The 23,999-nt window shown below is 70.7% G+C and carries 26 protein-coding genes and 1 pseudogene; 12 read left to right on the top strand and 15 right to left on the bottom strand.

Annotation, left to right across the window (positions count from 1 at the left end):
* Nucleotides 1-242: 242 nt before the first annotated feature.
* The 3 genes from OG470_RS27910 (at nt 243) to OG470_RS27900 (ending at nt 1,805) form a co-directional block, all read left to right on the top strand.
* On the top strand, nt 243-602 hold the full coding sequence (locus OG470_RS27910) for a hypothetical protein (protein ID WP_328416944.1): 360 nt from the start codon (nt 243-245) through the stop codon (nt 600-602).
* Between the two features lie 61 nt (nt 603-663).
* Complete coding sequence (locus tag OG470_RS27905; RefSeq protein WP_328416942.1) at nt 664-1,089, top strand: DUF6924 domain-containing protein; 426 nt, start codon at nt 664-666, stop codon at nt 1,087-1,089.
* A gap of 275 nt (nt 1,090-1,364) precedes the next feature.
* The gene (locus OG470_RS27900; RefSeq protein ID WP_328416940.1) at nt 1,365-1,805 is read left to right on the top strand and encodes a VOC family protein; all 441 of its coding nucleotides are present in this window, start codon (nt 1,365-1,367) and stop codon (nt 1,803-1,805) included.
* A 195-nt stretch (nt 1,806-2,000) separates the two neighbouring features.
* On the opposite strand, the gene OG470_RS27895 is transcribed toward OG470_RS27900, so the two are convergent.
* The 4 genes from OG470_RS27895 to OG470_RS27880 all read right to left on the bottom strand — a co-directional run bounded on the left by OG470_RS27895 (nt 2,001) and on the right by OG470_RS27880 (nt 6,524).
* Nucleotides 2,001-2,921 (bottom strand): NAD-dependent epimerase/dehydratase family protein, encoded by a 921-nt coding sequence (locus tag OG470_RS27895; protein WP_328416938.1) that lies wholly within the window; start codon nt 2,919-2,921, stop codon nt 2,001-2,003.
* Between the two features lie 112 nt (nt 2,922-3,033).
* Nucleotides 3,034-4,014 carry an Lrp/AsnC family transcriptional regulator gene (locus OG470_RS27890; RefSeq protein WP_328416937.1) on the bottom strand — a complete coding sequence of 327 codons (981 nt, stop codon included), beginning with the start codon at nt 4,012-4,014 and terminating at the stop codon, nt 3,034-3,036.
* A 69-nt stretch (nt 4,015-4,083) separates the two neighbouring features.
* Nucleotides 4,084-5,655 carry an MFS transporter gene (locus tag OG470_RS27885; RefSeq protein ID WP_328416935.1) on the bottom strand — a complete coding sequence of 524 codons (1,572 nt, stop codon included), beginning with the start codon at nt 5,653-5,655 and terminating at the stop codon, nt 4,084-4,086.
* A 248-nt stretch (nt 5,656-5,903) separates the two neighbouring features.
* The gene (locus OG470_RS27880) at nt 5,904-6,524 is read right to left on the bottom strand and encodes a TetR/AcrR family transcriptional regulator (protein ID WP_328416933.1); all 621 of its coding nucleotides are present in this window, start codon (nt 6,522-6,524) and stop codon (nt 5,904-5,906) included.
* 109 nt (nt 6,525-6,633) lie between these two features.
* Here OG470_RS27880 and OG470_RS27875 point away from each other — a divergent pair, with 109 nt between their 5' ends.
* The 4 genes from OG470_RS27875 (at nt 6,634) to OG470_RS27860 (ending at nt 10,432) form a co-directional block, all read left to right on the top strand.
* A complete protein-coding gene (locus OG470_RS27875) occupies nt 6,634-7,101 on the top strand; it encodes a MarR family winged helix-turn-helix transcriptional regulator (RefSeq protein WP_328416931.1) in 468 nt (155 codons plus the stop codon).
* On the top strand, nt 7,098-8,741 hold the full coding sequence (locus OG470_RS27870) for an MDR family MFS transporter (RefSeq protein ID WP_328416929.1): 1,644 nt from the start codon (nt 7,098-7,100) through the stop codon (nt 8,739-8,741). The genes OG470_RS27875 and OG470_RS27870 overlap by 4 nt, the downstream gene beginning before the upstream one ends.
* Nucleotides 8,742-8,916: 175 nt before the next feature.
* The gene (locus OG470_RS27865) at nt 8,917-9,708 is read left to right on the top strand and encodes a phosphatase PAP2 family protein (RefSeq protein WP_328416927.1); all 792 of its coding nucleotides are present in this window, start codon (nt 8,917-8,919) and stop codon (nt 9,706-9,708) included.
* A 139-nt stretch (nt 9,709-9,847) separates the two neighbouring features.
* The gene (locus OG470_RS27860) at nt 9,848-10,432 is read left to right on the top strand and encodes a hypothetical protein (protein WP_328416925.1); all 585 of its coding nucleotides are present in this window, start codon (nt 9,848-9,850) and stop codon (nt 10,430-10,432) included.
* 19 nt (nt 10,433-10,451) lie between these two features.
* Here the strand turns inward: OG470_RS27860 and OG470_RS27855 are convergent, their stop codons facing one another.
* The 3 genes from OG470_RS27855 to OG470_RS27845 all read right to left on the bottom strand — a co-directional run bounded on the left by OG470_RS27855 (nt 10,452) and on the right by OG470_RS27845 (nt 12,835).
* A complete protein-coding gene (locus tag OG470_RS27855; protein ID WP_328416923.1) occupies nt 10,452-11,114 on the bottom strand; it encodes a class I SAM-dependent methyltransferase in 663 nt (220 codons plus the stop codon).
* 27 nt (nt 11,115-11,141) lie between these two features.
* Nucleotides 11,142-11,972 carry a CPBP family intramembrane glutamic endopeptidase gene (locus tag OG470_RS27850; protein WP_328416922.1) on the bottom strand — a complete coding sequence of 277 codons (831 nt, stop codon included), beginning with the start codon at nt 11,970-11,972 and terminating at the stop codon, nt 11,142-11,144.
* 122 nt (nt 11,973-12,094) lie between these two features.
* Entirely contained in the window at nt 12,095-12,835 is a 741-nt protein-coding gene (locus tag OG470_RS27845) for an SAM-dependent methyltransferase (RefSeq protein WP_328416921.1), read from the bottom strand.
* 104 nt (nt 12,836-12,939) lie between these two features.
* Here OG470_RS27845 and mug point away from each other — a divergent pair, with 104 nt between their 5' ends.
* The gene (gene mug / locus OG470_RS27840) at nt 12,940-13,515 is read left to right on the top strand and encodes a G/U mismatch-specific DNA glycosylase (RefSeq protein WP_328416920.1); all 576 of its coding nucleotides are present in this window, start codon (nt 12,940-12,942) and stop codon (nt 13,513-13,515) included.
* Here mug and OG470_RS27835 read toward each other — a convergent pair.
* Both OG470_RS27835 and OG470_RS27830 read right to left on the bottom strand, forming a co-directional pair.
* On the bottom strand, nt 13,512-14,036 hold the full coding sequence (locus OG470_RS27835) for an SRPBCC family protein (RefSeq protein WP_328416918.1): 525 nt from the start codon (nt 14,034-14,036) through the stop codon (nt 13,512-13,514). The genes mug and OG470_RS27835 overlap by 4 nt on opposite strands.
* The gene (locus OG470_RS27830; protein ID WP_328416916.1) at nt 14,033-14,395 is read right to left on the bottom strand and encodes a metalloregulator ArsR/SmtB family transcription factor; all 363 of its coding nucleotides are present in this window, start codon (nt 14,393-14,395) and stop codon (nt 14,033-14,035) included. Before OG470_RS27830 ends, OG470_RS27835 begins: the two co-directional genes overlap by 4 nt.
* A 169-nt stretch (nt 14,396-14,564) precedes the next feature.
* Here OG470_RS27830 and OG470_RS27825 point away from each other — a divergent pair, with 169 nt between their 5' ends.
* Nucleotides 14,565-15,665 carry a calcium:proton antiporter gene (locus OG470_RS27825; protein ID WP_328416914.1) on the top strand — a complete coding sequence of 367 codons (1,101 nt, stop codon included), beginning with the start codon at nt 14,565-14,567 and terminating at the stop codon, nt 15,663-15,665.
* Between the two features lie 41 nt (nt 15,666-15,706).
* Here the strand turns inward: OG470_RS27825 and OG470_RS27820 are convergent, their stop codons facing one another.
* Both OG470_RS27820 and OG470_RS27815 read right to left on the bottom strand, forming a co-directional pair.
* Complete coding sequence (locus OG470_RS27820) at nt 15,707-16,948, bottom strand: RNA polymerase sigma factor (protein WP_328426649.1); 1,242 nt, start codon at nt 16,946-16,948, stop codon at nt 15,707-15,709.
* Between the two features lie 12 nt (nt 16,949-16,960).
* Nucleotides 16,961-17,353, bottom strand: coding sequence for a YciI family protein (locus OG470_RS27815; protein WP_328426647.1), 393 nt, complete (start codon nt 17,351-17,353; stop codon nt 16,961-16,963).
* A 275-nt stretch (nt 17,354-17,628) separates the two neighbouring features.
* On the opposite strand from OG470_RS27815, the gene OG470_RS27810 reads away from it, so the two are divergent.
* Nucleotides 17,629-17,838, top strand: coding sequence for a hypothetical protein (locus tag OG470_RS27810; RefSeq protein WP_328416912.1), 210 nt, complete (start codon nt 17,629-17,631; stop codon nt 17,836-17,838).
* Between the two features lie 4 nt (nt 17,839-17,842).
* On the opposite strand, the gene OG470_RS27805 is transcribed toward OG470_RS27810, so the two are convergent.
* Nucleotides 17,843-18,220 (bottom strand): hypothetical protein, encoded by a 378-nt coding sequence (locus OG470_RS27805; RefSeq protein ID WP_328416910.1) that lies wholly within the window; start codon nt 18,218-18,220, stop codon nt 17,843-17,845.
* Between the two features lie 157 nt (nt 18,221-18,377).
* Here OG470_RS27805 and OG470_RS27800 point away from each other — a divergent pair.
* Nucleotides 18,378-19,118, top strand: a pseudogene (locus OG470_RS27800) (neutral zinc metallopeptidase); the annotation flags it as partial.
* A gap of 121 nt (nt 19,119-19,239) precedes the next feature.
* On the top strand, nt 19,240-19,893 hold the full coding sequence (locus tag OG470_RS27795; protein WP_328426645.1) for an HAD family hydrolase: 654 nt from the start codon (nt 19,240-19,242) through the stop codon (nt 19,891-19,893).
* 44 nt (nt 19,894-19,937) lie between these two features.
* On the opposite strand, the gene OG470_RS27790 is transcribed toward OG470_RS27795, so the two are convergent.
* From OG470_RS27790 to OG470_RS27780, 3 genes are all read right to left on the bottom strand, one after another.
* Nucleotides 19,938-20,315 carry a carboxymuconolactone decarboxylase family protein gene (locus tag OG470_RS27790; protein WP_328416908.1) on the bottom strand — a complete coding sequence of 126 codons (378 nt, stop codon included), beginning with the start codon at nt 20,313-20,315 and terminating at the stop codon, nt 19,938-19,940.
* Nucleotides 20,316-20,472: 157 nt separating this feature from the next.
* Entirely contained in the window at nt 20,473-23,028 is a 2,556-nt protein-coding gene (locus tag OG470_RS27785) for an ABC transporter permease (protein WP_328416907.1), read from the bottom strand.
* Entirely contained in the window at nt 23,028-23,795 is a 768-nt protein-coding gene (locus OG470_RS27780) for an ABC transporter ATP-binding protein (RefSeq protein ID WP_328416905.1), read from the bottom strand. Before OG470_RS27780 ends, OG470_RS27785 begins: the two co-directional genes overlap by 1 nt.
* Nucleotides 23,796-23,999 lie beyond the last annotated feature (204 nt).

The raw sequence follows: 23,999 nt of genomic DNA, 5'->3' as shown, positions 1-23,999 counted from the left end.
CCCGGCTCGCCGCGGTCAGTAGGTGATCGCGGTAGGCCATATCCACCTGCCAGCGCCCGAACATGCGTCAAGGCTCGCCTGACCTGACGGGCCGGGCGGCGGCTCGCTCCCCAACGGGCGAATCGATGGCAGCCGGGATGACGGTTGCGTTCCCTAGCTAGCGTCGGCCAAGCTTCTGCGATCTTGTCGAGTTGCTGCGGGCTGCCCCGGTGGTTTGGAGCGGCGGTTGAGTGAGGGTGTGTGTGGCAGAGATGCGAAGCGGTTCCGGGGCGCAGACTCGCCCCGGTTGGTGGCCGGTTATCGGTGGCATTGCGGTGGCGATACTCGGCCATGGGCTCGCCATCGGCGCGGCATGGCTCCCTTATGAGTGGTACGACGCCGGTACGAAGGACCTGGACGGCGGGGGAGGGTTTGCCGCCTTTTGGATGATGCTATGTATGTTCGCCGTCGGGCAGGGGTTCCTGCTGGGCTGCGGTTTCCTCATCTCGTCCGGGTTCGGAGTGCCACGCTTCAGCCTGGGGCTGATGGCAGGCTGGGCCGGCGGGTTGGCGCTGATTCTCGGCATTGCTGTCGTTGGATACTTCTCCACCGGTCCTGGCTAGCTAGTTGATCAATCGAGGCTCGTGTCATCCCGGTAACGTCCGGTCTCGCTACCCTTTGCCCGTGGCCCATTTGCCAGAGACGTGGTGTGTTCCGGTCGTACGCGCGGACTTTCGCGACGACGGTATCTGGGAGCGGCTCAAGGACGAGATCGTCAGCCCCACAGAAGAGGGCTTCGTGGCCGGTGTCGAGTTCGTTGAGGATCGAACGTTGATTGACCTCAGCGATACGGCAATCGCAGCCGGCTATCCTCGTGCCTACCCGCATCAGTACAGGCACCCGGTCGTGTTCGTCGTCGACGCCGTCACCGTCTCGCTGCCGGAGCATCCCCTTCTCGTCGTCAATCTGAGCGACAGAGACGAGGCGGGACCGTTTAGGACACTGCCACGGCAAGTCCAGGCGATCGAGAACAACCTGTCTCTCGCGAACATGGACTTCTTTGAGTTCGCGCGGTCGGCAGGCCCCGACGGCGTCTTTCGAGGCTTCTGAGCCGGCCGACGCATCGCCGCTCCTGGATGTACCGATCTGCCGCTGACCGGGCGTCGCAGCGCGTGATGGATCTGTAGTGACGCTCGGCGCCGCACGCCGCGCCGCGTCGATCTGTCACCCACGCCTGACGGGTGTGCGACTGGCGCGTGACGGGCCCTGCCACGTCAGGAAGCTCCAAGAAGGTGTCGCGAAGGATGTCGATAACGGCCCGGCGGCTCCGTCTCAGGGGAGGATGCGGTCACGGTGGCCGTACCACACCAAGGAGAAGATCCAGCATGGCGATCCAGCGGATGGACAACGTCCTCGTCGTTGTCGAAGACCTTGACGCTGTTATTTCGTTCTTCGTTGAACTCGGCATGGAACTGGAGGGCAAGGGGCCGATAGAGGGCCGTTGGGTGGAGCGTGTCATCGGGATCGATGGCGTCCGACAGGACGTCGCGATGCTGCGGACCCCGGACGGTCACGGTCGAGTCGAGCTGGCGATGTTCCACACGCCGAAGGCGATCAGCGCAGAGCCGAAGGATGCACCGGCGAACACGCTCGGCATTCGTCGCATCATGTTCGCCGTTGACGACATCGAGGACGTGATTGCCCGCCTGCGCACCCACGGGGCCGAACTCGTCGGGGAGTTGGAGCAGTACGAGGACAGCTATCGGCTCTGCTACGTCCGCGGCCCCGAGGGCATCGTCGTCGGATTGGCCGAACAGCTCAGCTGAGGGGCACCTGCCGTGGCGTGCCGCCGCGATCCGCCGTGGCAGCAACTTCAGGGATGTAGGGGCCTCACGGGCGGCGGAGACCCCTACATCCCTGAAGTTGTGCGGATCTTGGCGGCGTGGTGCGGGGCCGCGACGGTAGTTGGGACGAGCACCCCGGCCGGTGGAGGTGTGACGAATCAGTGCCCCGACCGAATGCTAGGCGGCTCCGTGGTCGGGGAAGGTTTCGCGCAGCGCCGGGTCCAGCGATCGGCCGGTCGTCGGCTCGATGAACAGCTCAGCGAGGAAAAGGTCGGAGAGGTAGGTCGGGTTGACGCCCGATTCCTTGCGGCTGAGTGCCTGCAGCGCGCCGCCAAGCCGTAGGGCGGCCCTTGCCGCGGCGGACGGGAGGCGAGCGACCCGGCGGCGTCGGCCGACCGCCTCGGCGATGCGCCCGATCATGTCGTTCCAGGTGAGATTCTCGTCAGCGACCGGGATGTCCGCACCGCGGCGCTGCTCCAGAGCGTCCACCGCGACCTCGGCCACGCTGCGTGCCGAGGCTGCGGCGCTCCCGCCGGTGGGGGCGACCAGGGGTGTACGGGACCGCGCCCACCGGTCCAGTGGGCCCGCCCAGTTTGGCAGTCGGTCACCGGCCCGGCCGAAGACGAAGGGCAACTCGAGTACGGCAACCGGCAAATTGGGGCCGGCGGCCTCCCGTCCCTCCCGGGCCTGCTCCACTCGGCATCGGATGTACGTGTGGCGGCCCGTGAGGCGCCACTGCGGGTGCAGCCGGTCGTAGTAGGTGTAGTAGGAGCCCATGACGACCCCGCGGGTGAGACCTTCCAGGCGCGCGGCAGTGAACAGCCGCACCACCGGCTCGACGTTGTCTCGGCGAAACACCGGATAGATCGGCTTACGCAGCGGTCGCTGCTCGTCCGTGCGGGTGGCGTAGACGACGCCGTCATGACCGGCGAGCAGCGTTCGCAGCTCATCGATCGAGGCGGACGAGACATCGATCAGGTGATCGACACCCGGATGGGCCGTACGCGCCACCGTGGTCGCCGCATGACCTCGCTCGCGCAGCACGTCCACGACATGGGCGCCGATCAGACCACTGCCGCCGACCACAAGAATTCGCACGGTGAATCGTCCACCGTGGAGCCCACCGCTTGTCAAGGCACGATCAGCATCCGGCGGAATTAGGCCGAGCCCGGAGACCTCCTGGCCTCCGCTGGCACCGTTGCTGGTTTCTTCAGTCCGGAACGGCTCCCGGCGCGAGTGCCAATTGCTTGATCTGGCGCAGGATCAGCGCGGTCTCAACGGTACGGATGCCGTCCAGAGCGCCGATCTTGTCGTTCAGGTACGCGTACAGTTCCTCGGTGCCCCGGCAGCGGACGGCCGCGATGATGTTCACCCGGCCGGTGGCCGCGGCGGCGAACTCCACCTCCGCGTGCTCGGCCAGCGCGTTCCCCACCTCGGCCAGCGCAGACGGCGCCACGGTCAGCCACAGCAGCGCGCCCACCTCGTGGCCGAGATGTTCCGGGGAGTACTGCACCGCGAAGTAGAGGACGCCGCTGTCCCGCAGCCGGTCGAGGCGGCGCCGCACCACGTCCTCGGACTGGCCGCATGCTGTCTGCAGTTCGGCGAGGCCGGCCCGGCCGTCCCGGAACAGCGCGGCAAGCAGTTCCTCGTCGGTGTCGTCGATCGTGACGGTGCCGGGCGCCGCCTCGACCGGTGGGGGTCGAAGTGCCGCCTCCTGCTCGGTCGTGAGGGCGTTGACCTTCTGCAGCCAGCCGAGGCGGCCGCCGTAGAAGCGGTGCAACAGGCAGTGCGCGCTGAATCCGATCACCCGCTGGGTGCGCGGCAACCGACCCAGTAGAAGTTCGTCTCGGACGGTGTGGCTGCGGGGTTTCATCGCGCAGACCACCTCGCTGCCGCCGGAAATCAGTGCGACGTAGGACGTGTCCGGGCGGCGGGCGAGCGCGTCGGCCAGCCGCTCGGCCATGTCCGGGGTGCACTGCAGCCGGACAAACCAGTTGGAGCGGCCGAGCCGGCTCTCGTCGGCCATGCCCAGCACACGCAGGCCCACCTTCGTGTGCAGGCGGCGGAAGCGCCGGGCGACGGTCTGGTCCGAGACACCGAGGGCGGCCGCGATCCGGCTGAACGGGGCGCGACCGTCGAGTTGCAGGGCCTGCAGCAGTTGCAGGTCGAGTTGGTCCAGGGAAGGGGTCACGGTCTTCCTGATCGTCGGCGGCGTCACCAGCGTAAGAGCCGGTGACGCCGCCGTCTTTGGGTTGGGAGGTCAGGCCGGGACGGTTTCTGGTAGCTGGGCCGCAGGCTGCGGGTCGCGCACCGGGCGCGGGCGGCCCAGCAGGACGATCGCGGCCAGCGCGGCGATGACCATCAGTGTGGCCGACACGGTCAGGGACAGTTGGAAGCCGTCGAGGAACGCCTTGTTGAGGGCGTTCAGCGCGCCGTCCTGCTGAGCGCCGTAGTCGACGGCGGCGACTGCTTGGAAGCCGCTGTCGTCCATCGCCGCGGTGGCGGCCTGCTGGTGCTCCCCGCTGACCCCGGCGTCGGTGAGGTGACCCGGCAGGGCGCTGGCCGCCTTGCTGGTCAGCAGGGCGCCCAGGACGGCGGGGCCGAGCGCGCCGCCGACCTGGCGGAACGCGTTGTTGCCCGCGGCGGCCATGCCGGCCAGCGGGAACGGCACGGAGCTGACCGCGGTGGCGGTCATCGGGGTCAGCACCGCGCCGAGGCCCAGTCCGAACAGGGCGAGCCGCCAGCTCAGCTGCCCGAACGACGTGTCGGCGTCGACGGTGCTGAGGAAGTACAGGGCAATCGCCGCGATGAACAGGCCGGCGCTGAGCAGCCAGCGCACCTGCACGCGGTGCATGAGGCGGGCGATCAGTGGCCCCACGACGACCGGCACTGCCGTGTTGGTCAGCAGTCGCAGCGCCGCGTCCATGGTCGACAGCTGCTGGACCAGGCCGAGGTAGAGGCTGAGCACGAAGATGCTGCCGATCACGCCCATGAAGCTGACCATGGCGATCACGGCGGTGGCGTTGAAGCCGCGGCTGGCGAACAGGGCGGGGCTCAGCATCGGCGAGTCGCTACGCCGCTCGATCACGACGAACGCGGCGAGGCTGAGCGCGGCCACGGCGAAGGCCAGGAGCACGATGGGGTCGCTGAACGAGCCGGCGCCGCCCTCGATGACGGCGAAGACCAGGGCGACGATGGCCAGGGCGGCGGTGATCTGTCCCGGCCAGTCCAGGTGCCGCTTTCCCGGGGCCCGCGAGTCGGTCACCAGCGGAATGGCGATCAGGGCGGTGAGCAGCGCGAGCGGGATGGCCGGCAGGTAGATCCAGCGCCAGGACGCGTGCTCGAGGATCGCCCCGGCCAGCAGGGGGCCGAGCGCGAGGGCGAGCATCAGTGAGGTGGCCCAGAGGCTGATGTATTTGCCGCGTTTCCTCGAGTCCGGCACGGCGTGGCTGATGAGCGCCAGCGTGGCGGGCAGCAGAGCGGCCGCTCCCACACCGGCGAGCGCCTGGCCGACCCAGACCATCGCGATCGACTGTGCGGACAGCGCGACGGCCGCGCCGATCGCGCAGAACAGCAGGCCGGCCTGGAACACCTTCTTGCGCCCGTGAACGTCGCCGAAGACGCCGGCGGTCAGGATCAGGGCGGCCATCGGCAGTACGAAGGCGTCCGACACCCAGGACAGGTCGGCGGTCGACGCGTTCAGCCCGCGTTGAATCGCTGGCAGGCTCACCGACACTGTCGTCACTGGCAGGTATGCGACGAACACCCCCAGGCATGCCATGATCAGTGTCGCGCCGAGCCGGTCTCCCGACGCCTTGTCCGTTGTTGCCATCTACGCGCAGCTCCTCTTCGGCGGACCGAGTGCCCGGCCGACATGTCAGCATCCGGGCCTTTGAGGTGCACCGCTAACCGATCGCGCCGAATGCCGGAATACCGACGGGTAGGCCCCGTGATCCGGGGTTTTCCGACACCCCGTACGCCTCAGCGGAAGCCGGAGCTGCGGGCGAACCGAAGCGACGGGAGCCCTCCGGCGAGACGGTCCACGGGGCGTCCGCGCGGGGAAATCGGCCAAGATTGGCGCTAGGTGCCGGTGCTGGTCCGGTGGCCTCCGGGGGTCGCCGCGGGAGCGGCTGCGACGAGCGCGGTCCGGACGGTCTCCCGCAGCGGGTCGCCCGGGTGCTCGATCCAGTGCTGGACGGCGACCCGCAGGATGGCCAGGAAGGTCGCGGCCAGGAGGCGGGAGCGCAGTGCAACGTCGGCGCCGGTGAGCCGGTGGGCGAGTTCTGCGGCCAGCTCGCGCTCGATCGCGGCGTACGCCGCGACCTGGTGTGGGGCCAGGCCGGGGTGCCCGCGTAGCTTCCGGCGTTGGGTCAGCCAGGAAGGCTCAGACCCTCCGAAAACCTCCTCGGTGAGGCGCTCGGCTGCCCGGCTCAGCACGGTCCACGGCGGCTCGTCGACGGGCTGTTCGCGGATCAGCTGCAACAGCCGGTGCAGGCGCATGGTGTCGCCGTGAAAGAGCGCCTGTTCCTTGCCTGAGAAGTAGTTGGAGAAGGTCCGCCGGGAGACGTTGGCGGCGTCGGCGATCGCCTCGACGGTCACCGCGTCGATTCCCTGTTCGGCGGCGAGGCGGAGGGCCGCCTCGTGCAGGGCGAGGCGGGTCGCCGCCTTCTTGCGCTCCCGCAGCCCGGTGGTCTCGTCCATCGCTCCGAGAGTACGTGGGGGTGACGGACTTCTCAATGTGCAAACTTGCCTAGTGGGCAAGATCGGTAGATGCTTGCTTGCGGCAACCAACTCGCGTGTGGGAGCAGACGTGGACAGCGGCGCTCGTGAACTCGGCCTTCGCCTGTACGACCTGATCAAAACCGTTCGGCTGCTGAAGCAACGCCGGGCCGACGAGCGGCCGGCGATTCCGCCGGGCCTGCTCGGCATGCTCGTGCAGATCGATCAGCTCTCCAGCGGCTGCCACGCCCGCGAACTGGCCCACCGCACTCGGCTCGACCCGTCGACCGTCAGCCGCTCCGTCGCGGCGCTCGTCGCGCACGGCCTGGTCGAGCGGCGGCCCGACCCCACCGACAAGCGGGCGACCTTCCTGGCGGTCACCCCGGCTGGTCAGGCTGCCCTGGCCGACACCCACGGCTGGTACGGCGAGGTGCTCGAACGAGCGCTCGCCGACTGGACTCCCGACGAGCTGGCCGCACTGAGCGCCGCCCTCGGCCGGTTCACCGGCGACATTGAGGTCGCCCTCGGAAACCACGACAACCTGGAGGCCGCGCGATGAGCGCACCCACCATCACGGCCGGCGCTGAGCCGATGACCCATCGGCGGACGCTAGAGGCGCTCAGTGGTCTGCTGCTGGTGCTGTTCGTCGCGATGCTGAGCGGCACGGTCGTCTCGACCGCGCTACCGAAGATCATCGGATCACTGAACGGCTCGCAGAACCAGTACACCTGGGTGGTCACCGCGACCCTGCTCACCGCGACCGCGACCACCCCGATCTGGGGCAAGCTGGCCGACCTGTTCAACAAGAAGGTCCTCATCCAGGTCGCCATCGTGGTCTTCCTGCTGGGCTCGGTCATTGCCGGCTTCTCGCAGAGCGCCGGCCAGCTCATCGCCGCCCGCGCGTTCCAGGGCATCGGGGTCGGCGGCCTGCAGGCCCTCGTCCAGGTGGCGATCGCGGCCATGATCCCGCCGCGCGAGCGGGGCCGCTACAACGGCTACCTCGGTGGCGTCATGGCGGTCGCGACGGTCGGCGGCCCGCTGCTCGGCGGTCTCATCGTCGACACGTCCTGGCTCGGCTGGCGCTGGTGCTTCTTCGTCGGTGTGCCGGTAGCCGCCATCGCGCTGATCCTGCTCCAGGCCACCCTGCACCTGCCGACCGTACGGCGCGAGAACGTCAAGATCGACTACCTGGGCGCCAGCCTGATCGCCGCCGGCGTCAGCCTGCTGCTGATCTGGATCTCCTTCGTCGACAGCTCGTTCGCCTGGGCCTCCTGGCAGACCGCGGCCATGGTGGGCGGCACGCTCGTCCTGCTTGCCCTGGCGGTCTGGGTCGAGTCGCGTGCGGCCGAGCCGGTCATCCCGCTCGGCATTGTGCGCCAGCACACCACCGCGCTGGCCATTCTCGGCAGCCTCGCGGTCGGCATGGCCATGTTCGGCGGTGCTGTCTTCCTCGGCCAGTACTTCCAGATCGGGCGCGGCTACAGCCCGACGGAGGCAGGCCTGCTCACCATCCCGATGATGGCCGGGGTGCTCGGCTCCTCGATCGTCGCCGGCCGGCTGATCAGCAAGAGCGGGAAGATCAAGCCGTACATCGTCGCCGGTTCGATCCTCCTCGTCGCCGGGTTCGCACTGCTCGGCACCATCGACCACGAGACGTCGCTCGTCCTGGTCGGTGCCGCCATGTTCATCGTCGGCATCGGCGTCGGCATGACCATGCAGAACCTCGTTCTTGCCGTACAGAACACGGTCACGCTCAAGGACATCGGCGCGGCCAGTTCCAGCGTCGCGTTCTTCCGGTCGCTCGGGGGCACCATCGGCGTCTCCGTGCTCGGCGCCGTCCTCGCCCGCCGGGTCAGCGACCAGATCACCCACGACCTCGCCGCCGCCGGGATCCCCGCCTCCGGCAGCGGGAGTGGCAGCAGCAACCTCAACATCACCGCGCTGCCCGAGCAGATCCAGGAAATCGTCCGGGCCGCGTACGGCGATGCCACCGGACACATCTTCCTCATCTCCGCCGCCATCGGGGTCGTCGGCGTCATCGCCGCGCTCCTGCTCAAGCCGGTCACCCTGCGGACCAGCCTCGACCTGCCGGACGCCGCCACGTCGGCGGCCGTCGCCGCCGACGCGGTCGACGGCGCTCCCGCCTTCGACCAGGTGCACGTCGACGCCGCGCAGGGCGGAGCGACCCACCGGCGCTGACGCCGGGCCGAAGACCCGGGGCCGCCGCCGTCCGAGGACGGCGGCGGCCCCGGTCTGTCCAGCGAGGCCCGGCACGAGTGAACGTCACCGAATCGAGGAGTCTGTGGATATCGCGGAGCTGTCAGCGGCGCGGCCGGCGGCACCCGGGCGGCGAGCCGCTGCACTGCGTCGGGCGATGCGCGAGCTGGCGCTCGTCGCCGCGCTGTTCCTCGTCTACAAGGCGGCGCGGGTGGCGGGGGCCGACCGCGGATCGACCGCAGTGGAAAACGGGGAATGGATCTGGCGGGTGGAGCGGCTGTTCCACCTGCCCAACGAGGCCGCCTTCCAACATCCCGTGCTCTCCCACGAGTTGTTGGTGCACCTGGCCAACGGCTACTACGCGTACGTGCACTTCCCCGCCACGGCCATCTGTCTGATCTGGCTGTACGTGCGACACCCGGTGCACTATCTCTGGACGCGTCGGATGCTCGCCGGGCTCACCGCGGCGGCACTGGTGCTGCACCTCCTGGTTCCGCTGGCGCCGCCGCGACTGACCGCCCTGACCGGGATGGTGGACACCGGCAGCCGATACGGGCCCGCCGTCTACGGCCCACCCGACACGGACACGTTGAGCAACCAGTACGCCGCCATGCCCTCGCTGCACGTCGGTTGGGCACTCGCTGTCGCCATCGCGCTCATGGCGGTGACCGGTCGGCGCTGGCGGTGGCTGTGGTTGGCACACCCGCTCGTCACTTCGCTGGTTGTCGTGTGCACGGGCAACCACTACTGGCTCGACGGCATCGTCGCGGCGATGCTGCTCACCGTCGTCTGCCTGGTGCTGCCCACGCCCCGTACCGATCGCCAGTCGACCGGCCCGCCGACGCGGCGTCCGACCAGATGGCCCCGCCAGCGCATGCGGGTTCCGCAGGCGCCGTCCGGCCAACTGCCCCCGCGCGCCGACGCCGGTGACGTCCTTCGAACACCGTGACCGGCCAGGAGGCGGCGCCGAGTAGCGGCCGGCGCTAGCGTTGGGGTGTCTCGAAACGGCCGTCCGACCGTCGTGCGGTCCGCGCAAACGGTCGGGCCGACGGGAGCAATGGACGCCACGGCTCTGAACGGGGATGAGGATGCCTGAACCGCGCGCCTTCTGGCTGGACGAGCAGTTCGACCGCGAGCGCGGCGCCGACGGGCGTGGTCGCTACGAGGCTGAGGTGCTCGGTCGGATCGACGAGTTCACCGACACCTGGGGCGACATCGCACCGGTCGCCTTCGCGGCGACAGCGTGGCGGCTGGCCACCGAGCTGTCACCCGGCTTCGTCCGCTGGCACCGGCGGATCGTCTCGGCGACCTGCACGCGAAGCCCGTGGGACGGAAGCATGGTCTGCGCGGTAACGGTGATTTCCCGCTGGCCGGCTGAGCTCACCTGGACGAAGCAGTGGCAGCGCGACCGTGGTTGGCGGGACTGGCCCCAGTTGTTCGGCCAGTACACGACACCCTCGGAGCAGGATCAGACGCGCAGCCCGCATCTACGCGCGATGCTTCAGGTTGACGCACCGGTCCCGCTCGATGATCTACCGCCGGCTCCCGACGGTCCGGATGATTCCGTGGCGACCGCGGCGCGCAGAGCCGTCACGGTGCTGACTCGGGAACTCAACGAGCTCCTCGCACCGATGATCGGCCAGCTCGAAGCCGGGGTGCCAGCGGACTCCTGACCTCCCGCGAACCGACCGGTCACCCTTCGGCCGGCGTCGGTGGAGCGGCCAGTCCAGCCATCAGTGTCGCCCCGACCGGCCACGCGTGCGCCGACCAACCAAGCCCCTCTAGCTCCTGCGTGAGACCGTGCGGGTCGCGGAACACCTTCACAATCCGATGTGCGCTGCCGTCCTCCAGTCGACGCCGTACCGCTTGGACCGGCTGATCGGCGAGAACTTCCTCGTTTGCCATGTCACCCGGGGCCGAGTCGACGAAGCAGGCCCGCCCCGCCGGGGCCAACGCGTCGCCCACCAGCCTCCAGAAGGCGCCGAACCGCTCCGGCGGCACGTGGGACAGCCAGAACCCGAAGAACACCGTGTCGAACCGGCGAGGCGGCCGCCATTCGAAGAGGTCCGCCTCGATGAACTCCACGTCCAGGCCGATGGTCCGGTCTCGTGCCCTGGTGACCATCTCCGGGGCGGCGTCGACTGCGGTCACGCTCCGGCCACGGGCTGCCAGAAGTCGGGTCCACTGGCCGGTACCGCACGCCAGTTCCAGCACATCCCCGCCGATAGGAAGTCCTGCGGCCAGCACCTCCAGCGAGCGCAACTCCTCGTTGGTCTCGTATGCCAGGTCGTACTCGCCGGCGTGCGCCCGGTAGTACGCGGCCTGCGTACGCAGTAACTCGTCCAGCTCACTCACGGTAGCCACCTCTCCCTCGCGTGCTCGTCAACGGACCGGCTCCGGATCCCGTGCCTGCCAGTTCAGGCGGTTCCGGTGGAGCCGTTCCATGGCCATCCAGCCGAGCGAGAACGGTATGGCGCCCATGGCGACGACTCCCAGGACGTCGGATCCGGTCACGTCGAAGACGGCGCCCACGTCTCCGAACAGTTGGGCGACGGTCTGGAAGGCCAGATGAAAGCCGATGCCCGCCCAGATGTCGCCGGTGGCGACACGGAAGCCGCCCAGGAGCAGTGCGAAGACGAAGAAGAGCAGGAGTCTGTCGAGGGAGGCGGCGGCACCGACGAGGAACCCGAACAGGGTGAACAACACGGCCTGTCCGATGACGGCCTGCCATGCCGGCAACCGGGTGGCGAGGTTGCGCTGGAGGTAACCGCGGAAGACGAGCTCCTCCGGCAACGCCTCGTACAGGAAGACGAGTACGACCAGCAGCGCCGCCACGCGCAGGGCCTCCGTCGCGGAGGTTCGCAGGCTGATCTCGACCCAACCGAAGCCGAGGCAGAGCGCGAACCCGATGGCGGCGGGGATGAGCCAGCAGGCCATCCCGAGCAGCAGTCGCCGCCAGCCGGTGCGCAGGGAGGGCAACCCGAGGCCGGTCCAGGGGCGGCGGTCGAGCAGGCGGCGGGCAGCCACCACGAGGGGGACGACGAGCACTGTCGTGAGGATGGCCCTCGCGACATGGGTCGGACGGTCGTAGTCGCGGCCGAGCAGGGGGCCGTGGTAGAGGAACAGCCACACCAGCACGGTGCCGGTGAACACGATGAGGATTCGCCAGTGCAGGGCGAGACGAGAGTCGGGGGACGTCCGGGTATCAGACACGTCAGGCTCGCTCCCAGCAATGGCCCGGCATGGCGGACCGCTCCGCAAGGCGCAGCGTAGCCACCGGCGTCAAAGGCAGACGGTGGTCAGGGCCAGCAGCCGGCGTACGTGCCGTTCGGGCGTCAGCGACCGAGGACGAGGTAGGCGAGGCCGACAACCCCGCGATAGCCGCCGACGTACTGGCGCAGCCGGTCGTCGAGTTCCGCGCGGACCCCCGCCGCGCGGGGATCCTCCGGGTACTTCAGCAGCCACTCCTGCCGGCCCGCGAGCCAGGTGGACTCGAAGTCGTCCCACTCCCGTTGGTCGGCGGTGCTCACGTGCAGGACCCGCCAGCCGCGCTCGCGGGCGGCCTCGACGAGGCCCGGAAGATCCGTGACCTCCGTTCCGAAGATCTGCTCGACCTCCGTCGTGGGGGGACGGTCCCAGTACGCCTCACCGAACAGCAGCCGGCCCCCTGGCCGCACCACGGTGGCGAGCGCGTCGAGGGCCGCGCCGGTGCCGCCGAAGGCGTGCGCGGCGCCGATGCACAGGACCCGGTCGGCCGGCTCCTGCCAGGCCGCCGCTTCCCCCATCACGAAGGCGACGTGCCGGTTCAGGGATCGGCCCGCGGCCAGCCGCCGCCCCCGGGCGAGTGCGGTGTCGTCGGTGTCGACCCCGACGCCCCTCGTCGCGACCGGGGCCACACCGCCGGCGGCGACCGCCCTGAGCAGCAGCTCGCCCCAGCCGCAGCCGAGGTCGAGTACGCGCGCGCCGGGGCGGACGTCGAGTCGTTGCAGCAGCAGCGCCGCGTGCTCCTCGGACAGGGGAGTGTTCCAGCGCATCCGTGCGTAGCGGCTGGCGGCGAGGTCGTCGGTTGACTGCATCCGTTGAGGGTGTCAAGCCGTGATCGACGGCGCACGCCGGGTCCGGTGCCAGGCGACGTCGGAAGCCGTAACCGGGTGTCGGGCCATCCGGCAGGATCGGTGGTATGGACGTGGGCGGGTCGGGGCCGTTCCGGCGGCCGACGCCGCAGGAGGTGGCGGCGGCGGCCGGCCGGGGACTGGTGGACGTCATCGGTCCCGGTCTGCGGGTGCTGTTCTGCGGCTTCAACCCGGGCCTCTACTCGGCCGCCGTGGGGGAGCACTTCGCGCGGCGCGGCAGCCGCTTCTGGCCGGCCCTGCACCGTTCCGGCTTCACCGACCGGGAGCTGCACCCGTGGGAGCGCGATGAGTTGCTGCGGCAGGGCCTCGGTATCACCAGCCTGAGCAACCGGGCCACCGCCCGCGCCGACGAGCTGACGCCGGCGGAGCTGGTGGCCGGGGTGACGGGGTTGGCCATCAAGGCCGAGCGGTACCAGCCGAGGTGGGTGGCCATCCTCGGGGTGACCGCGTACCGGATCGCCTTTGCTCGGCCTCGGGCCGGGCTGGGCCCGCAGCCGGATCGGCTGGGCCCAGCCCGGGTCTGGGTCCTGCCCAACCCCAGTGGCCTGAACGCGCACTTCCCGTTGCCGGCGTTGACCGCCGAGTTCGCGGCGCTGCACCAGGAGACGCGCCGCCGCGCCTAGGCGTGCTGGGCGGCGTCGGGCGTCTCCTCGGCGGCAAGCGCCTGGTAGTAGGGCTGCATCGCGGGGTGGTACTCGTCGAATTCGGGACGGGGTGAGCCGTCCCGGGAGGCGACGAGCATGTCCAGGTAGTACTCCCAGCCGGCGCCCACCTCGGCGATGCCCTCCACGCTGGTCAGGTGTTGGACGAACCGCAGCTCGGTGCTGCCGTCGGTCTCGGACAGCGCCATCTCCAGCAACCAGGTCCCGTAGCTGTCGACCATCGACACGGCGAGGCGCTGCTCCGGCTCGCACGCGTCGATGCGGACCTCACACCAGGGCTGCTGCTCCTCGTACGCCATCTGGACCCGGATGGTCCGGCCGGGCGCGGCGTCGCCCTCCCAGGGGCCGAACCAGCGGGCCGTGCGCTCCGGGTCGGTCAGGCTGGCCCACACGTCCGCCGCCGGGGCGCGGAACGTGCGGGTGAGGACGAGATCGTGGCCGGTGGCGGTGCGGAACAGTCGTCCGGCGGGTGTACGCGTCATGCCGTGTGCTCCCTTCGATGCTCCGCCGGGCCGCGACTGCGGCGCTCTCGGCGGGTGCGATAGACCTCGGTCTCCAACGCGTCGAGGCGCCGCTCCCACCGCTCGGCGGCAACGAGCTCGGCGAGCCAGTCGACCAGCTCGGCGAGCGGGCCGGGATCGAGCCGGTAGATCCGGTTTCGGCCGACCAACTCGTCGCGGACGAGCCCACTGTCCCGCAGCACCCGCAGGTGGCGGCTGATCGCGGGTCGGCTGATCGCGAACCGCTGGGCGATGTCGCCCGCAGCCAGCGGTGCGTCGCGCAGCATGGTCAGGATGCGGCGCCGTACCGGGTCCGCGATCGCGGCGGCCACCTCGTCCACCGCCAAAGCGTAACCTATGAGTTACGGTTTCGGTGGGTGCAGGAAGCCCTGCTCGGGTGGCATCAAGGCGGTCGCCGATCACGGCCCTTGACCGTTGGGGAGACCTCCGACACCGACGTGGCTGCGTCGATGGTGGGCACATGATCACCTGACCTGGCACTCTTTATGCATGGCCACCCTCCGTCGCTTCCGCCTGTCCGACTGGACCGTCGCCGTACCCGTTCTCGCGGTGCTGGTGCTCATGGCCACCTGGGGACGAGAATTGCCCGGACCCGTCATCGTGGTGGTCGCGGTGCTGCTGGGTGGCGCGGTGCTCGCGGCGGTGCACCACGCGGAGGTGGTCGCCCACCGGGTGGGGGAGCCGTACGGGTCCCTGGTGCTCGCCGTCGCGGTCACGGTGATCGAGGTCGCCCTGATCGTCACGCTGATGATCAGCGGACCGGAGAAGACCCAGTCGCTCGCCCGGGACACCGTCTTCGCCGCCGTCATGATCACCTGTAACGGGATCCTCGGCCTGTCCCTGCTGCTCGGGGCGCTGCGCCGCCGGGTGGCGGTGTTCAACCCCGAGGGCACCGGCGGGGCGCTGGCCACCGTGATCACCCTGGCCACCCTGAGCCTGGTCATTCCGACCTTCACCACCGCCCGGCCCGGCCCGGAGTTCAGCCCGGCCCAGCTCGCCTTCGCCGCCGTCGCATCGCTGGCGCTGTACGGGCTGTTCGTGCTGGTGCAGACCGGCCGGCACCGCGACTACTTCCTGCCGGTCGACAGCCAGGGCCGGGTGATCGACGAGGAGGAGCATGCCAAGCCGCCGACCACCCGTGCGGCGCTGGTCAGCCTGGGGCTGCTGCTGGTGGCGCTGATCGCGGTTGTCGGCGATGCCAAGACCGTCTCCCCGACCATCGAGGCCGGGGTGGCGGCGGCGAACCTGCCCCACGCGTTCGTCGGCGTCATCATCGCCCTGCTGGTGCTGCTGCCGGAGACCCTGGCCGCGGCCCGCGCCGCCCGCCGCGACCGGGTGCAGATCAGCCTGAACCTCGCGCTGGGCTCGGCGATGGCCAGCATCGGCCTGACGATCCCGGCGATCGCGATCGCCTCGATCTGGCTGGACGGCCCCCTGCTGCTCGGCCTCGGTGGCACCCAACTCGCGCTGCTGGCGCTCACCGCGGTGACCGCGGTGCTGACCGTGGTGCCGGGCCGGGCCAACGTGTTGCAGGGCGGCGTACACCTGGTGTTGCTGGCCGCCTTCGTCTTCCTGGCCGCGAGCCCCTGACCCGGCCACCGTAGCGACGGCCGCGACCGGCGTCGGCTCAGTCAAACGTCGTCTGCGAGGCGCTCCGCGCGGGCGTTCAGGTAGCGCTGCTGGGCCAGGTTCGTCGACCGCGCCGCCGCCGTCCGGTAGGCGTCCCGAGCGGCGGTACGCTCGCCGACCAGCTCCCACAGGTGGGCTCGGGCGGCCGGCAGTCGCGGGTCGTCGGCCAACCGGGCGTCGTCGGCCAGCTCGGCGAGCAGCGTCAACCCGGCCGGCGCGCCCCGGCTCATCGCCACCGCCACCGCATGGTTGAGCGCCACGACCGGGTTGTCGGAGATGCCCAGCAGCACCTCGTACAGGGCGGTGATCTGCGCCCAGTCGGTGGCCGCCGCGCTGGGCGCCTCGTCGTGCACGGCCGCGATGGCCGCCTGGAGCTGGTACGGCCCGACGACCCCGCGCGGCAGCGCCCCGGTGATCAGGGCGACCCCCTCGGCGATCTGGTCGGCCCGCCACCGGCCGCGGTCCTGCTCGGCCATCGGCACCAGCTCGCCGTGCGGGCCGATCCGGGCCGGTGCGCGGGCGTCGGTGAGCAGCATCAACGCGAGCAGCCCGGCGATCTCGGGATCGTCCGGCAACAGCCGACGCACCAGGCGGGTCAGCCGGATCGCCTCGGCGGTCAGGTCGGCGCGCAGCAGACCGGGGCCGGCCGTGCGCGCGTACCCCTCGGTGAAGACCAGGTAGAGCACGTGCAGCACGGCGGCGAGCCGGTCGGCGCGCTCCGGGCCGGTGGGCGGGGCGAACCGCAGCCCGCTGTCCCGGATCCGCTGCTTGCCCCGGCTGATCCGCCGGGTCATCGTCGCCTCCGGCACCAGGAACGCGCGGGCCACCTCGGCGGTGCTCAAGCCGCCCACCGCGCGCAGCGTGAGCGCGATCTGCGAGGCCGGCGAGAGTGCCGGATGGCAGCACAGGAACAGCAGGATGAGCGTGTCGTCGGCGTCCGCCGGCGGCCGGTCGGCGGCGGGAGCGCGCCACTGCTCGGGCAGCACCCACCGCGCCACGACGTCCTCCCGTCGCATCCGCGCCTGCTCGCTGCGCAGCAGGTCGGTCAGCCGGCGGGACGCGACGGTGATCAGCCAGCCGCGGGGATTCTCCGGTACGCCGTCGCGCGGCCAGCCACCCGCCGCGGCGATCAGCGCCTCCTGGACGGCGTCCTCGGCGGTGTCGAAGTGCCCATAGCGGCGTACCAGCGCGCCGAGGACCTGCGGCGCCAGCTCGCGCAGCAGGTCCTCGACGGGCGGGACGATCTCCGGCACCGGTCAGCCGGCCAGGTCCTCGACGCCGTCCAGCACCGGCCGCACGTCCACGTACCCGCCCGGCTCGTCCGGATCGACCAGGCCGGCGGCGATCTCGGTGGCCCGGTCGAAGCTGGCGCACTCCACGATCGTGTAACCGGCCAGCACCTCCTGCGTCTCCGGGTACGGGCCGTCGGTGACCACCGGCGCGCCCTCGCGCACCTGCACCCGGCGGGCGTGCACCGGCTCGCTGAGGCCCCGGGCGTCGACCAGCTCCCCGGACTCGGCGAGCGCCTGGTGGTACGTCTCCATGTGCTTGTGCATGGCCGCGATCTGCTCGGCCGACATGGCCGGCCGGTCGGTCGCCCGGCCGGACAGCACGTCGTAGTCCTGCTGCGAGCCATAGAGCATGATCATGTACTTCACGGTGGTCCTCCTGTTCCGGCGCCACGACGGCGCCGCCTCACCAGAGACGTCGAAACCACCAACCCCACCCGGACAAACTACGACCCCACCCCACCGGTTTCCGCCCCCCACCGCCGGCTCTACCCCCTCACCGTCGGTTGATCATGAAGTTAGCGTCACGACACGCCGCGCCACGGGGCAACAACCTCATGATCGCCGGGCGGAGTGGGGCGGGGCGGGGGAGGGCGCGGGGGCGCGGGTTGGCGGGGGGTGGTTAGCGTGGCGGGATGACTACCGTGTGGGTGGTGGTGGGGGTTTTTGTTGTGGTGGCGGGTGGGGCGTTCGGAGTGGTGGTGTGGCGTGATCGGGGGCGGTTGAGCTCCGCCGACGACGATGCCGCCGGCCGGGACGCCCGGGCCAGGCAGCAGAGGTACGAGGCCGAGCGGCACGGCGACCAGGGCGAGACCTGGCAGCGCGGGCGCGACAGCAGCGGCTGACGGGTCACTGTCCGTAGGAGAGCCGGAGCCGGTCGTTGATCAGATAGTTGAGCCGGTGCCGCAGATACCCGAGGGTGCTCTCGCCCGGCAGGTCCCCGTCCGTGGTGAGCGTCCAACGCAGCGTGCAGCCCTGGCCGGGCGGCTGGGGGGTCAGGTCGAAGCGGATCCGGTCGAGCGGCCGGTGCGGCCACAGCGACGACCAGACCACCAGCACCGGTGCGTTGCCCGCCACCACCCGGGGCGGCACCTCGTCGTCGCGCAACTCCAGCCAGGGCCGGCTGCCGGCCTCGTAGGGGTCGTTGAGCGAGCGCCACACGATGTGCGCCGGGGCAGGCTGGCTGCGCAGACGGCTGCCCAGCTCGTGCACCACGACCCTCCTCACCGGACGGACACCCGCCCCGGCCCATTGTGGCCGCCCGACGGCCGCGCCGTGAACCGTCCGGCACATGTGAACCGTCCGGCACCGACATGCGTGAATGTGATGGTGGGCGTTACGGTCGTGTTGTCGGGGTACTGCCAGCGCAGCACCGACGACCAAGGGAGGCGCAGTGTGGGCACGGTCAGGACGCGACGGGTGGGGTCCGCTGGCGGGCCTGCTGATCGCCGTACTGGTGTCGGCAGCCTGCGCCGGCGGTGGGCTGGCCGAGCCGGAGGGTGAGCGACCTTCGGCGGCCTCGCCGGGGCCCAGCACCACCCGGGCCGACAGCACCACCAGCGTCGCCGAGTTCGAGCAGGACGTCGCCGACGCGCAGGCGATCGCCGAGCGGTACTGGGCGGCCCAGTTCAAGGCCTCCGGGCAGAGCTTCCAGGCGATCCGCCGGATCACCCCGTACCAGCGGGCGGGTGAGGTGTCCTGCGGCGGCCAGCCGCTGCCGCGCAACAACGCGGTCTACTGCTCGCAGGGCGACTTCATCGCCTACGACATCACCTGGTCGGTGGCGGCGTTCCGCCAGGTCGGTGACGCCTTCGTGTTCTACCTGCTCGGCCACGAGTACGCGCACGGCGTCCAGGTGCGGCTCGGCATCCGCTACAACTTCACCATCCAGCAGGAGTTGCAGGCCGACTGCATGGCCGGGGCGTACCTCGGTGACTCGGTGCGCTCCGGCGCCCTGAGCCTGGCCGAGGGTGATCTGGACGAGTTCCGAGAAGGGCTGGCGGCGGTCGGCGACGACCCGGACCAGCCGTGGTTCGCGGAAGGCTCGCACGGCACCGCCGAGCAGCGCACCGAGTCGTTCTTCCGCGGCTACGAGCGCTCCCTGGAGGCCTGCGACCTGGGCTGACCGGGGTTGCCCGGATCACCCCTTCGGCCGCCGCCGCCACCGGCCGCGTCCGACCCTGGCAGGATCGCCGGTGTCGGCCACGACCCTGGAGGATCCGCTGAGCAGCCAACACCCCGCCGCCGTGCTCTTCGACATGGACGGCACGCTGGTCGACAGCGAGAAGCTGTGGGACGTCGCGCTGCAGGAACTCGCGCGCGACTACGGCGGCGAACTCTCCATCGCCGCCCGGCGGTCGATCGTCGGCACCAGCATGGCCGACTCGATGCGGATCCTGCACGACGACCTGGGGCAGCCCGAACGTGACCCGGCGCTCAGCGCGGCGTGGATCAACACCCGGATCCTGGAGCTGTTCCGCACCGGGCTGCAGTGGCGTCCGGGGGCGCTCGCCCTGCTGCGCGCCGTCCGGGCCGCCGACATCCCCACCGCGCTGGTCACCTCCAGCGGCCGGCCGCTGGTCGAGATCGCCCTGGACACCCTGGGCCGGGACAGCTTCGACGCGGTGGTCTGCGGTGACGAGGTCGTCGCGGCCAAGCCGCACCCGGAGCCCTACCTGACCGCGGCCCGGCTGCTGGGCGTGCCGATCGGCCGCTGCGTGGCGATCGAGGACTCACCGACCGGGGTGGCCAGCGCGCTCGCCGCCGGCGCGGCGGTGCTGGCCGTACCCGTGGAGGCGCTGCCCGTCATGGCCGGCGTACGTCAGCTGGAGAGCCTGACCGGCGCGGACCTGGAGCTGCTCGCCGTGCTGCTGGTCAACCGCGCCAGCGCGACCGACTGACCGAGGCCGGCTGACCGCGACGGACTGACCGCGACCGGCGCGGGTCAGGGGCGCTCGGCGAAGACCGCCGTGACCACCTGGTAGCCGTCGAACGCCCGCGCGGCGCCCGCGTAGGCGGCCAGGTGGATGAACAGCTCGACGATTTCCTCCCTGGTCACCCCCGATTGCAGGGCGATGCGCAGCTGACCGCGCAACGGCTCGTGGGTGCCGAGAGCGGCGGCGATCGCCACCGAGACCAGGCAACGGCTGCGCAGGTCCAATCCCTCCCGGGGCCATGCCTCGCCGAAGGTCTGCACGGTGGCCAGGCGGCGGAAATCCTGCCCCACCGAGGGCTCGCCGGCGCCGAGCGGCAGCACGAGCGGCTGACCGAGCAGCCGTTCGGCGTTGTCCAGGGCCTGCTGGTACGCGTCCTGATCGGTCATGTCACCCTTCCCGGCTCGCCACCGCCGCCCGGGGCCGCTGGCCGGCCGGCACCGCCATCGTGGCAGCTCGGCGTCGGCCCAGAGGACGATTCAGCCGAGGCCGAACGTGCGAGACCCCCGGCACCGCGAGCGGCACCGGGGGTCTCGGGGTAGCCGGTCAGTCGTGGGCGATCGCGCCCAGGACGTTGATCCGGGCCGCCCGGATCGCCGGCAGCACCGCGGCCACCACCCCGATGATCGCGGCGAGACCGAGGAACACCCCCATCTGACCCCAGGGCAGGATCAGGTCGGTGATTCCCTCGTCCTTGAGCGCCTCGACCACCGCGGCGCCGAGGCCGGTGCCGACCACCACGCCGAGCAGCGCGCCGAACACCGAGATCACCACCGCCTCGACGGTGATCATGCCCATGGTCTGCGACCGGCGCAGGCCGATCGCCCGCAGCAGACCCAACTCCCGGGTCCGCTCCAGCACCGACAGCGCCAGGGTGTTGATGATGCCGAGTACGGCGATCACGATGGCCAGCGCCAGCAGGATCTGGATCATGGTGAGCAGCCCGTCGAGCTGACCGGTCTGCTGCTTGATGAACGCGGCCCGGTCGGCCACCGACACCTCAGGGCTGTCCGCGAGCAGTGCCTCCACCTGCGGCTGCACGTCGGCGACCCGGGTGCCGGGGGCCAACTGGATGAAGCCCTGAATGGGCTGGGGGATGGCGAAGTCCTTCGCCGCCTCCGCCGGCAGGGTCACCGGGTTGGTCAGCTGCGAGGACTCGTAGATGCCGCTGACCGTGTACGTCCGCGCGTCGCCCCGGGTCAGCTGCACGTTCACCGTCGAGCCCACCGTCAGGTCCCGAGAGGTGGCGGTATCCGAGCTGACCAGCATCTGGGTCGGCCCGAGCCGGTCGATGTCACCGGCGGTGGGCTTCGCGCCGAAGATCTGCCGCAGCGACGCGACGTCGCTGCTCGCCGCGACCCAGGTGCTCTCGCCGTTGAGCTTCGCCATGTCGCCGTACTCGCCGTCGACCATCTGCACGCCCGGCAGGGCCTTGGCCCGATCCAGCACCCCCGGGTCGAAGCTCGGCGGCCGTGGGCCGCCCTGCACACCGGAGATCACCAACTCGGCCTTGATGGTGTCCTCGGCAAGCGCACTGATGCTGCCCTTGGCCGAGTCGAGGATCACCGTGACGCCGGTGACCAGCGCGATGCCGACCATCAGCGCGGCTGCGGTGATCGCGGTGCGGCGCGGGTTGCGCCCGGAGTTCAGCCGGCCCAGCTTGCCCGGCACCGACCAGGAGAAGATCGCGCCGAGCAGGCCCACCACCGGCCGGCTGATCAGCGGCGTCAGCAGCGCCACGCCGATGAAGGCGAACAGCACCCCACCGAGGATGGTGGGCAGCGTCTGACCGCTGGCGTTGCCGCTGAGCCCGAGGAAGAGCAGCACCGCGCCGATGCCGGTGATCACCGACCCGGCCACCGTGATCTTGGTCAACGGCCGGTCCGGGGTGGCCACGTCCTGCATCGCCGCGATCGGCGGGATCCGGGACGCCCGCAGCGCCGGCAGCAGCGCCGCCACCACGGTGATCACCAGACCGACGGCGAACGAGCCGATCACCGCGGCCGCCGGCACGCCGATCCCGGCCAGGGTGAGGCCACCGGCCAGCTTGCCGAACAGGAACGCCAACAGCGCGCCCACCCCGATGCCGGCTGCCAGGCCGAGCACCGAGGCGATCAGCCCCACCGCGATGGCCTCCAGCACCACCGAACCGATGATCTGCCGGCCGCTGGCCCCGATGGCGCGCATCAGCGCCAGCTCCCGGGTGCGCTGGGCGACGATGATCGAGAAGGTGTTGAGGATCAGGAAGGTGCCCACCAGCAGCGCCACCGCGGCGAAGCCGAGCAGGATCTTGTTGAAGAAGGACAGGCCCTCCTTCAGGCTGGCCGAGGCGTCCGCGGCCACCTGCTCGCCGGTCTTCACCTCGTAATCCGCCCCCAGGGTGCGGGCCACGTCGTCGCGCAGCGCCTCGTCGGAGACCCCGTCGGCGGTGCGCACGGTGATGCTGCTGAACGCGTCCGGCTCGCCGATCATCAGTCGCTGCGCCACCGGAGTGGTGAAGAAGACCTCGTTGAGCCCGCCGATCGAGTCCCGGTCACCGCTGTAACCGAGGATGCCGACCAGGGTGAAGTCCCGCTTCTTCGACTCGAACGCGGTGAGCACGCCGACCTTCTGGCCGACCTCCACCTTCGCGGCGGTGGCCAGCGACTTGTTGATGACGATCTCATCGTCGGCCTGCGGCCCGCGGCCCTCCCGCAGCTGCAACAGCTCGCTCTCACCGGTCCAGTTCTCGCCCAACTGCGGCGGACCGAACGAGGTGACCACCTTGCCGTTGCTGCCGATCACGCGGGCGCCGTCGGCGTTGACGATGCCGGTCGCCGAAGCCACTCCCGGCACCTGCTTGACCCGGTCCACCACGGCGGCGGGCAGCGGGGTGGCGGTCTGCTCGCCCTCGATCTCGCTGACCTCGACCTTCGGCTTCGCCGTGACGTTCACGTCGATCTCGGAGAAGCCGTCGGCGAAGACCGAGTCGAAGGAGCGGCCCAGCGTGTCCGTGAGCACGAAGGCGCCGGAGACGAACATCACCCCGAGCACCACCGCCAGCCCGGACAGGATCAGCCGGACCTTGCGGGCCAGCAGACTCTTCAGTGTCGCCCGGAACATCAGTTGCCCACCTCGGCCGGAGCGTCCAGCTTCTTCATGGTGTCCAGCACCGTCTCGGCGGTCGGCTCGATCAGCTCCGAGACGATCTCACCGTCGGCGAGGAAGACCACCCGGTCGGAGTACGCGGCGGCGGTCGGGTCGTGGGTGACCATCACGATGGTCTGGCCGTGCTCGCGGACCGAGTTGCGCAGGAAGTTGAGCACCTCCGCGCCGGAACGGGAGTCCAGGTTGCCGGTCGGCTCGTCCGCGAAGATCACCTCGGGGCGGGAGACCAGCGCCCGTGCGCACGCCACCCGCTGCTGCTGCCCGCCGGAGAGCTGCGCCGGCCGGTGGTCCAGCCGGTCCCGCAGGCCGACCGTGTCGATCACCGTGTCGTACCAGGCCGGGTCGGGCTTGCGCCCGGCGATCGACAGCGGCAGCAGGATGTTCTCCTTGGCGGTCAGCGTGGGCAGCAGGTTGAACTGCTGGAAGATGAAGCCGACCTTGTCGCGGCGGAGCTTCGTCAAACCGGAGTCACCCAGCCCCGTGACGGTCGTCTCGCCGATTTCCACCGTGCCCCGGGTCACCGAGTCCAGACCGGCCAGGCAGTGCATCAGCGTCGACTTGCCGGAACCCGACGGGCCCATGATCGCGGTGAACCGGCCGCGTTCGAATTCCGCGCTGACCCCCCTCAGCGCGATGACCTGTGCCTCACCGCTGCCGTACACCTTCCACACGTCGTTCGCCCGGGCCGCGGCCTGCGCCTGCTGGCCTACCGTCGCGGTCACGTCATCTACCTCTTCCGTCTCTGCCAATACGCGCCGCCCCCGCTGGTCCGGCGCGACTGTTCTCATCATCGGCGCTGTACGCGCCCGACCCGTCCGCCCATGGGTTGACCCGGCGCGGATTTCACGCTGCGGGTGCACCCCCATGCCGACTCAGGGTTGCCCCTGACCCGACGGCCGGTCGACCTGTTTTCCGACCGGCGAAAC

This window comes from Micromonospora sp. NBC_00389 (assembly GCF_036059255.1).
Classification (GTDB): domain Bacteria; phylum Actinomycetota; class Actinomycetes; order Mycobacteriales; family Micromonosporaceae; genus Micromonospora.
The sequence above is the reverse complement of the archived record's forward strand: the minus strand, read 5'-3'. Positions and strand labels throughout refer to the sequence as shown.

What these genes read in the sequence shown, in the direction of transcription:
- OG470_RS27900 (WP_328416940.1), top strand. Translation starts at nt 1,365, where the DNA reads ATGGCGATCCAGCGGATGGACAACGTCCTCGTCGTTGTCGAAGACCTT.
- OG470_RS27885 (WP_328416935.1), bottom strand. Translation starts at nt 5,655, where the DNA reads ATGGCAACAACGGACAAGGCGTCGGGAGACCGGCTCGGCGCGACACTG.
- OG470_RS27880 (WP_328416933.1), bottom strand. Translation starts at nt 6,524, where the DNA reads ATGGACGAGACCACCGGGCTGCGGGAGCGCAAGAAGGCGGCGACCCGC.
- OG470_RS27870 (WP_328416929.1), top strand. Translation starts at nt 7,098, where the DNA reads ATGAGCGCACCCACCATCACGGCCGGCGCTGAGCCGATGACCCATCGG.
- OG470_RS27865 (WP_328416927.1), top strand. Translation starts at nt 8,917, where the DNA reads ATGCGCGAGCTGGCGCTCGTCGCCGCGCTGTTCCTCGTCTACAAGGCG.
- OG470_RS27860 (WP_328416925.1), top strand. Translation starts at nt 9,848, where the DNA reads ATGCCTGAACCGCGCGCCTTCTGGCTGGACGAGCAGTTCGACCGCGAG.
- OG470_RS27845 (WP_328416921.1), bottom strand. Translation starts at nt 12,835, where the DNA reads ATGCAGTCAACCGACGACCTCGCCGCCAGCCGCTACGCACGGATGCGC.
- mug (WP_328416920.1), top strand. Translation starts at nt 12,940, where the DNA reads ATGGACGTGGGCGGGTCGGGGCCGTTCCGGCGGCCGACGCCGCAGGAG.
- OG470_RS27835 (WP_328416918.1), bottom strand. Translation starts at nt 14,036, where the DNA reads ATGACGCGTACACCCGCCGGACGACTGTTCCGCACCGCCACCGGCCAC.
- OG470_RS27825 (WP_328416914.1), top strand. Translation starts at nt 14,565, where the DNA reads ATGGCCACCCTCCGTCGCTTCCGCCTGTCCGACTGGACCGTCGCCGTA.
- OG470_RS27815 (WP_328426647.1), bottom strand. Translation starts at nt 17,353, where the DNA reads ATGATCATGCTCTATGGCTCGCAGCAGGACTACGACGTGCTGTCCGGC.
- OG470_RS27810 (WP_328416912.1), top strand. Translation starts at nt 17,629, where the DNA reads ATGACTACCGTGTGGGTGGTGGTGGGGGTTTTTGTTGTGGTGGCGGGT.
- OG470_RS27790 (WP_328416908.1), bottom strand. Translation starts at nt 20,315, where the DNA reads ATGACCGATCAGGACGCGTACCAGCAGGCCCTGGACAACGCCGAACGG.
- OG470_RS27785 (WP_328416907.1), bottom strand. Translation starts at nt 23,028, where the DNA reads ATGTTCCGGGCGACACTGAAGAGTCTGCTGGCCCGCAAGGTCCGGCTG.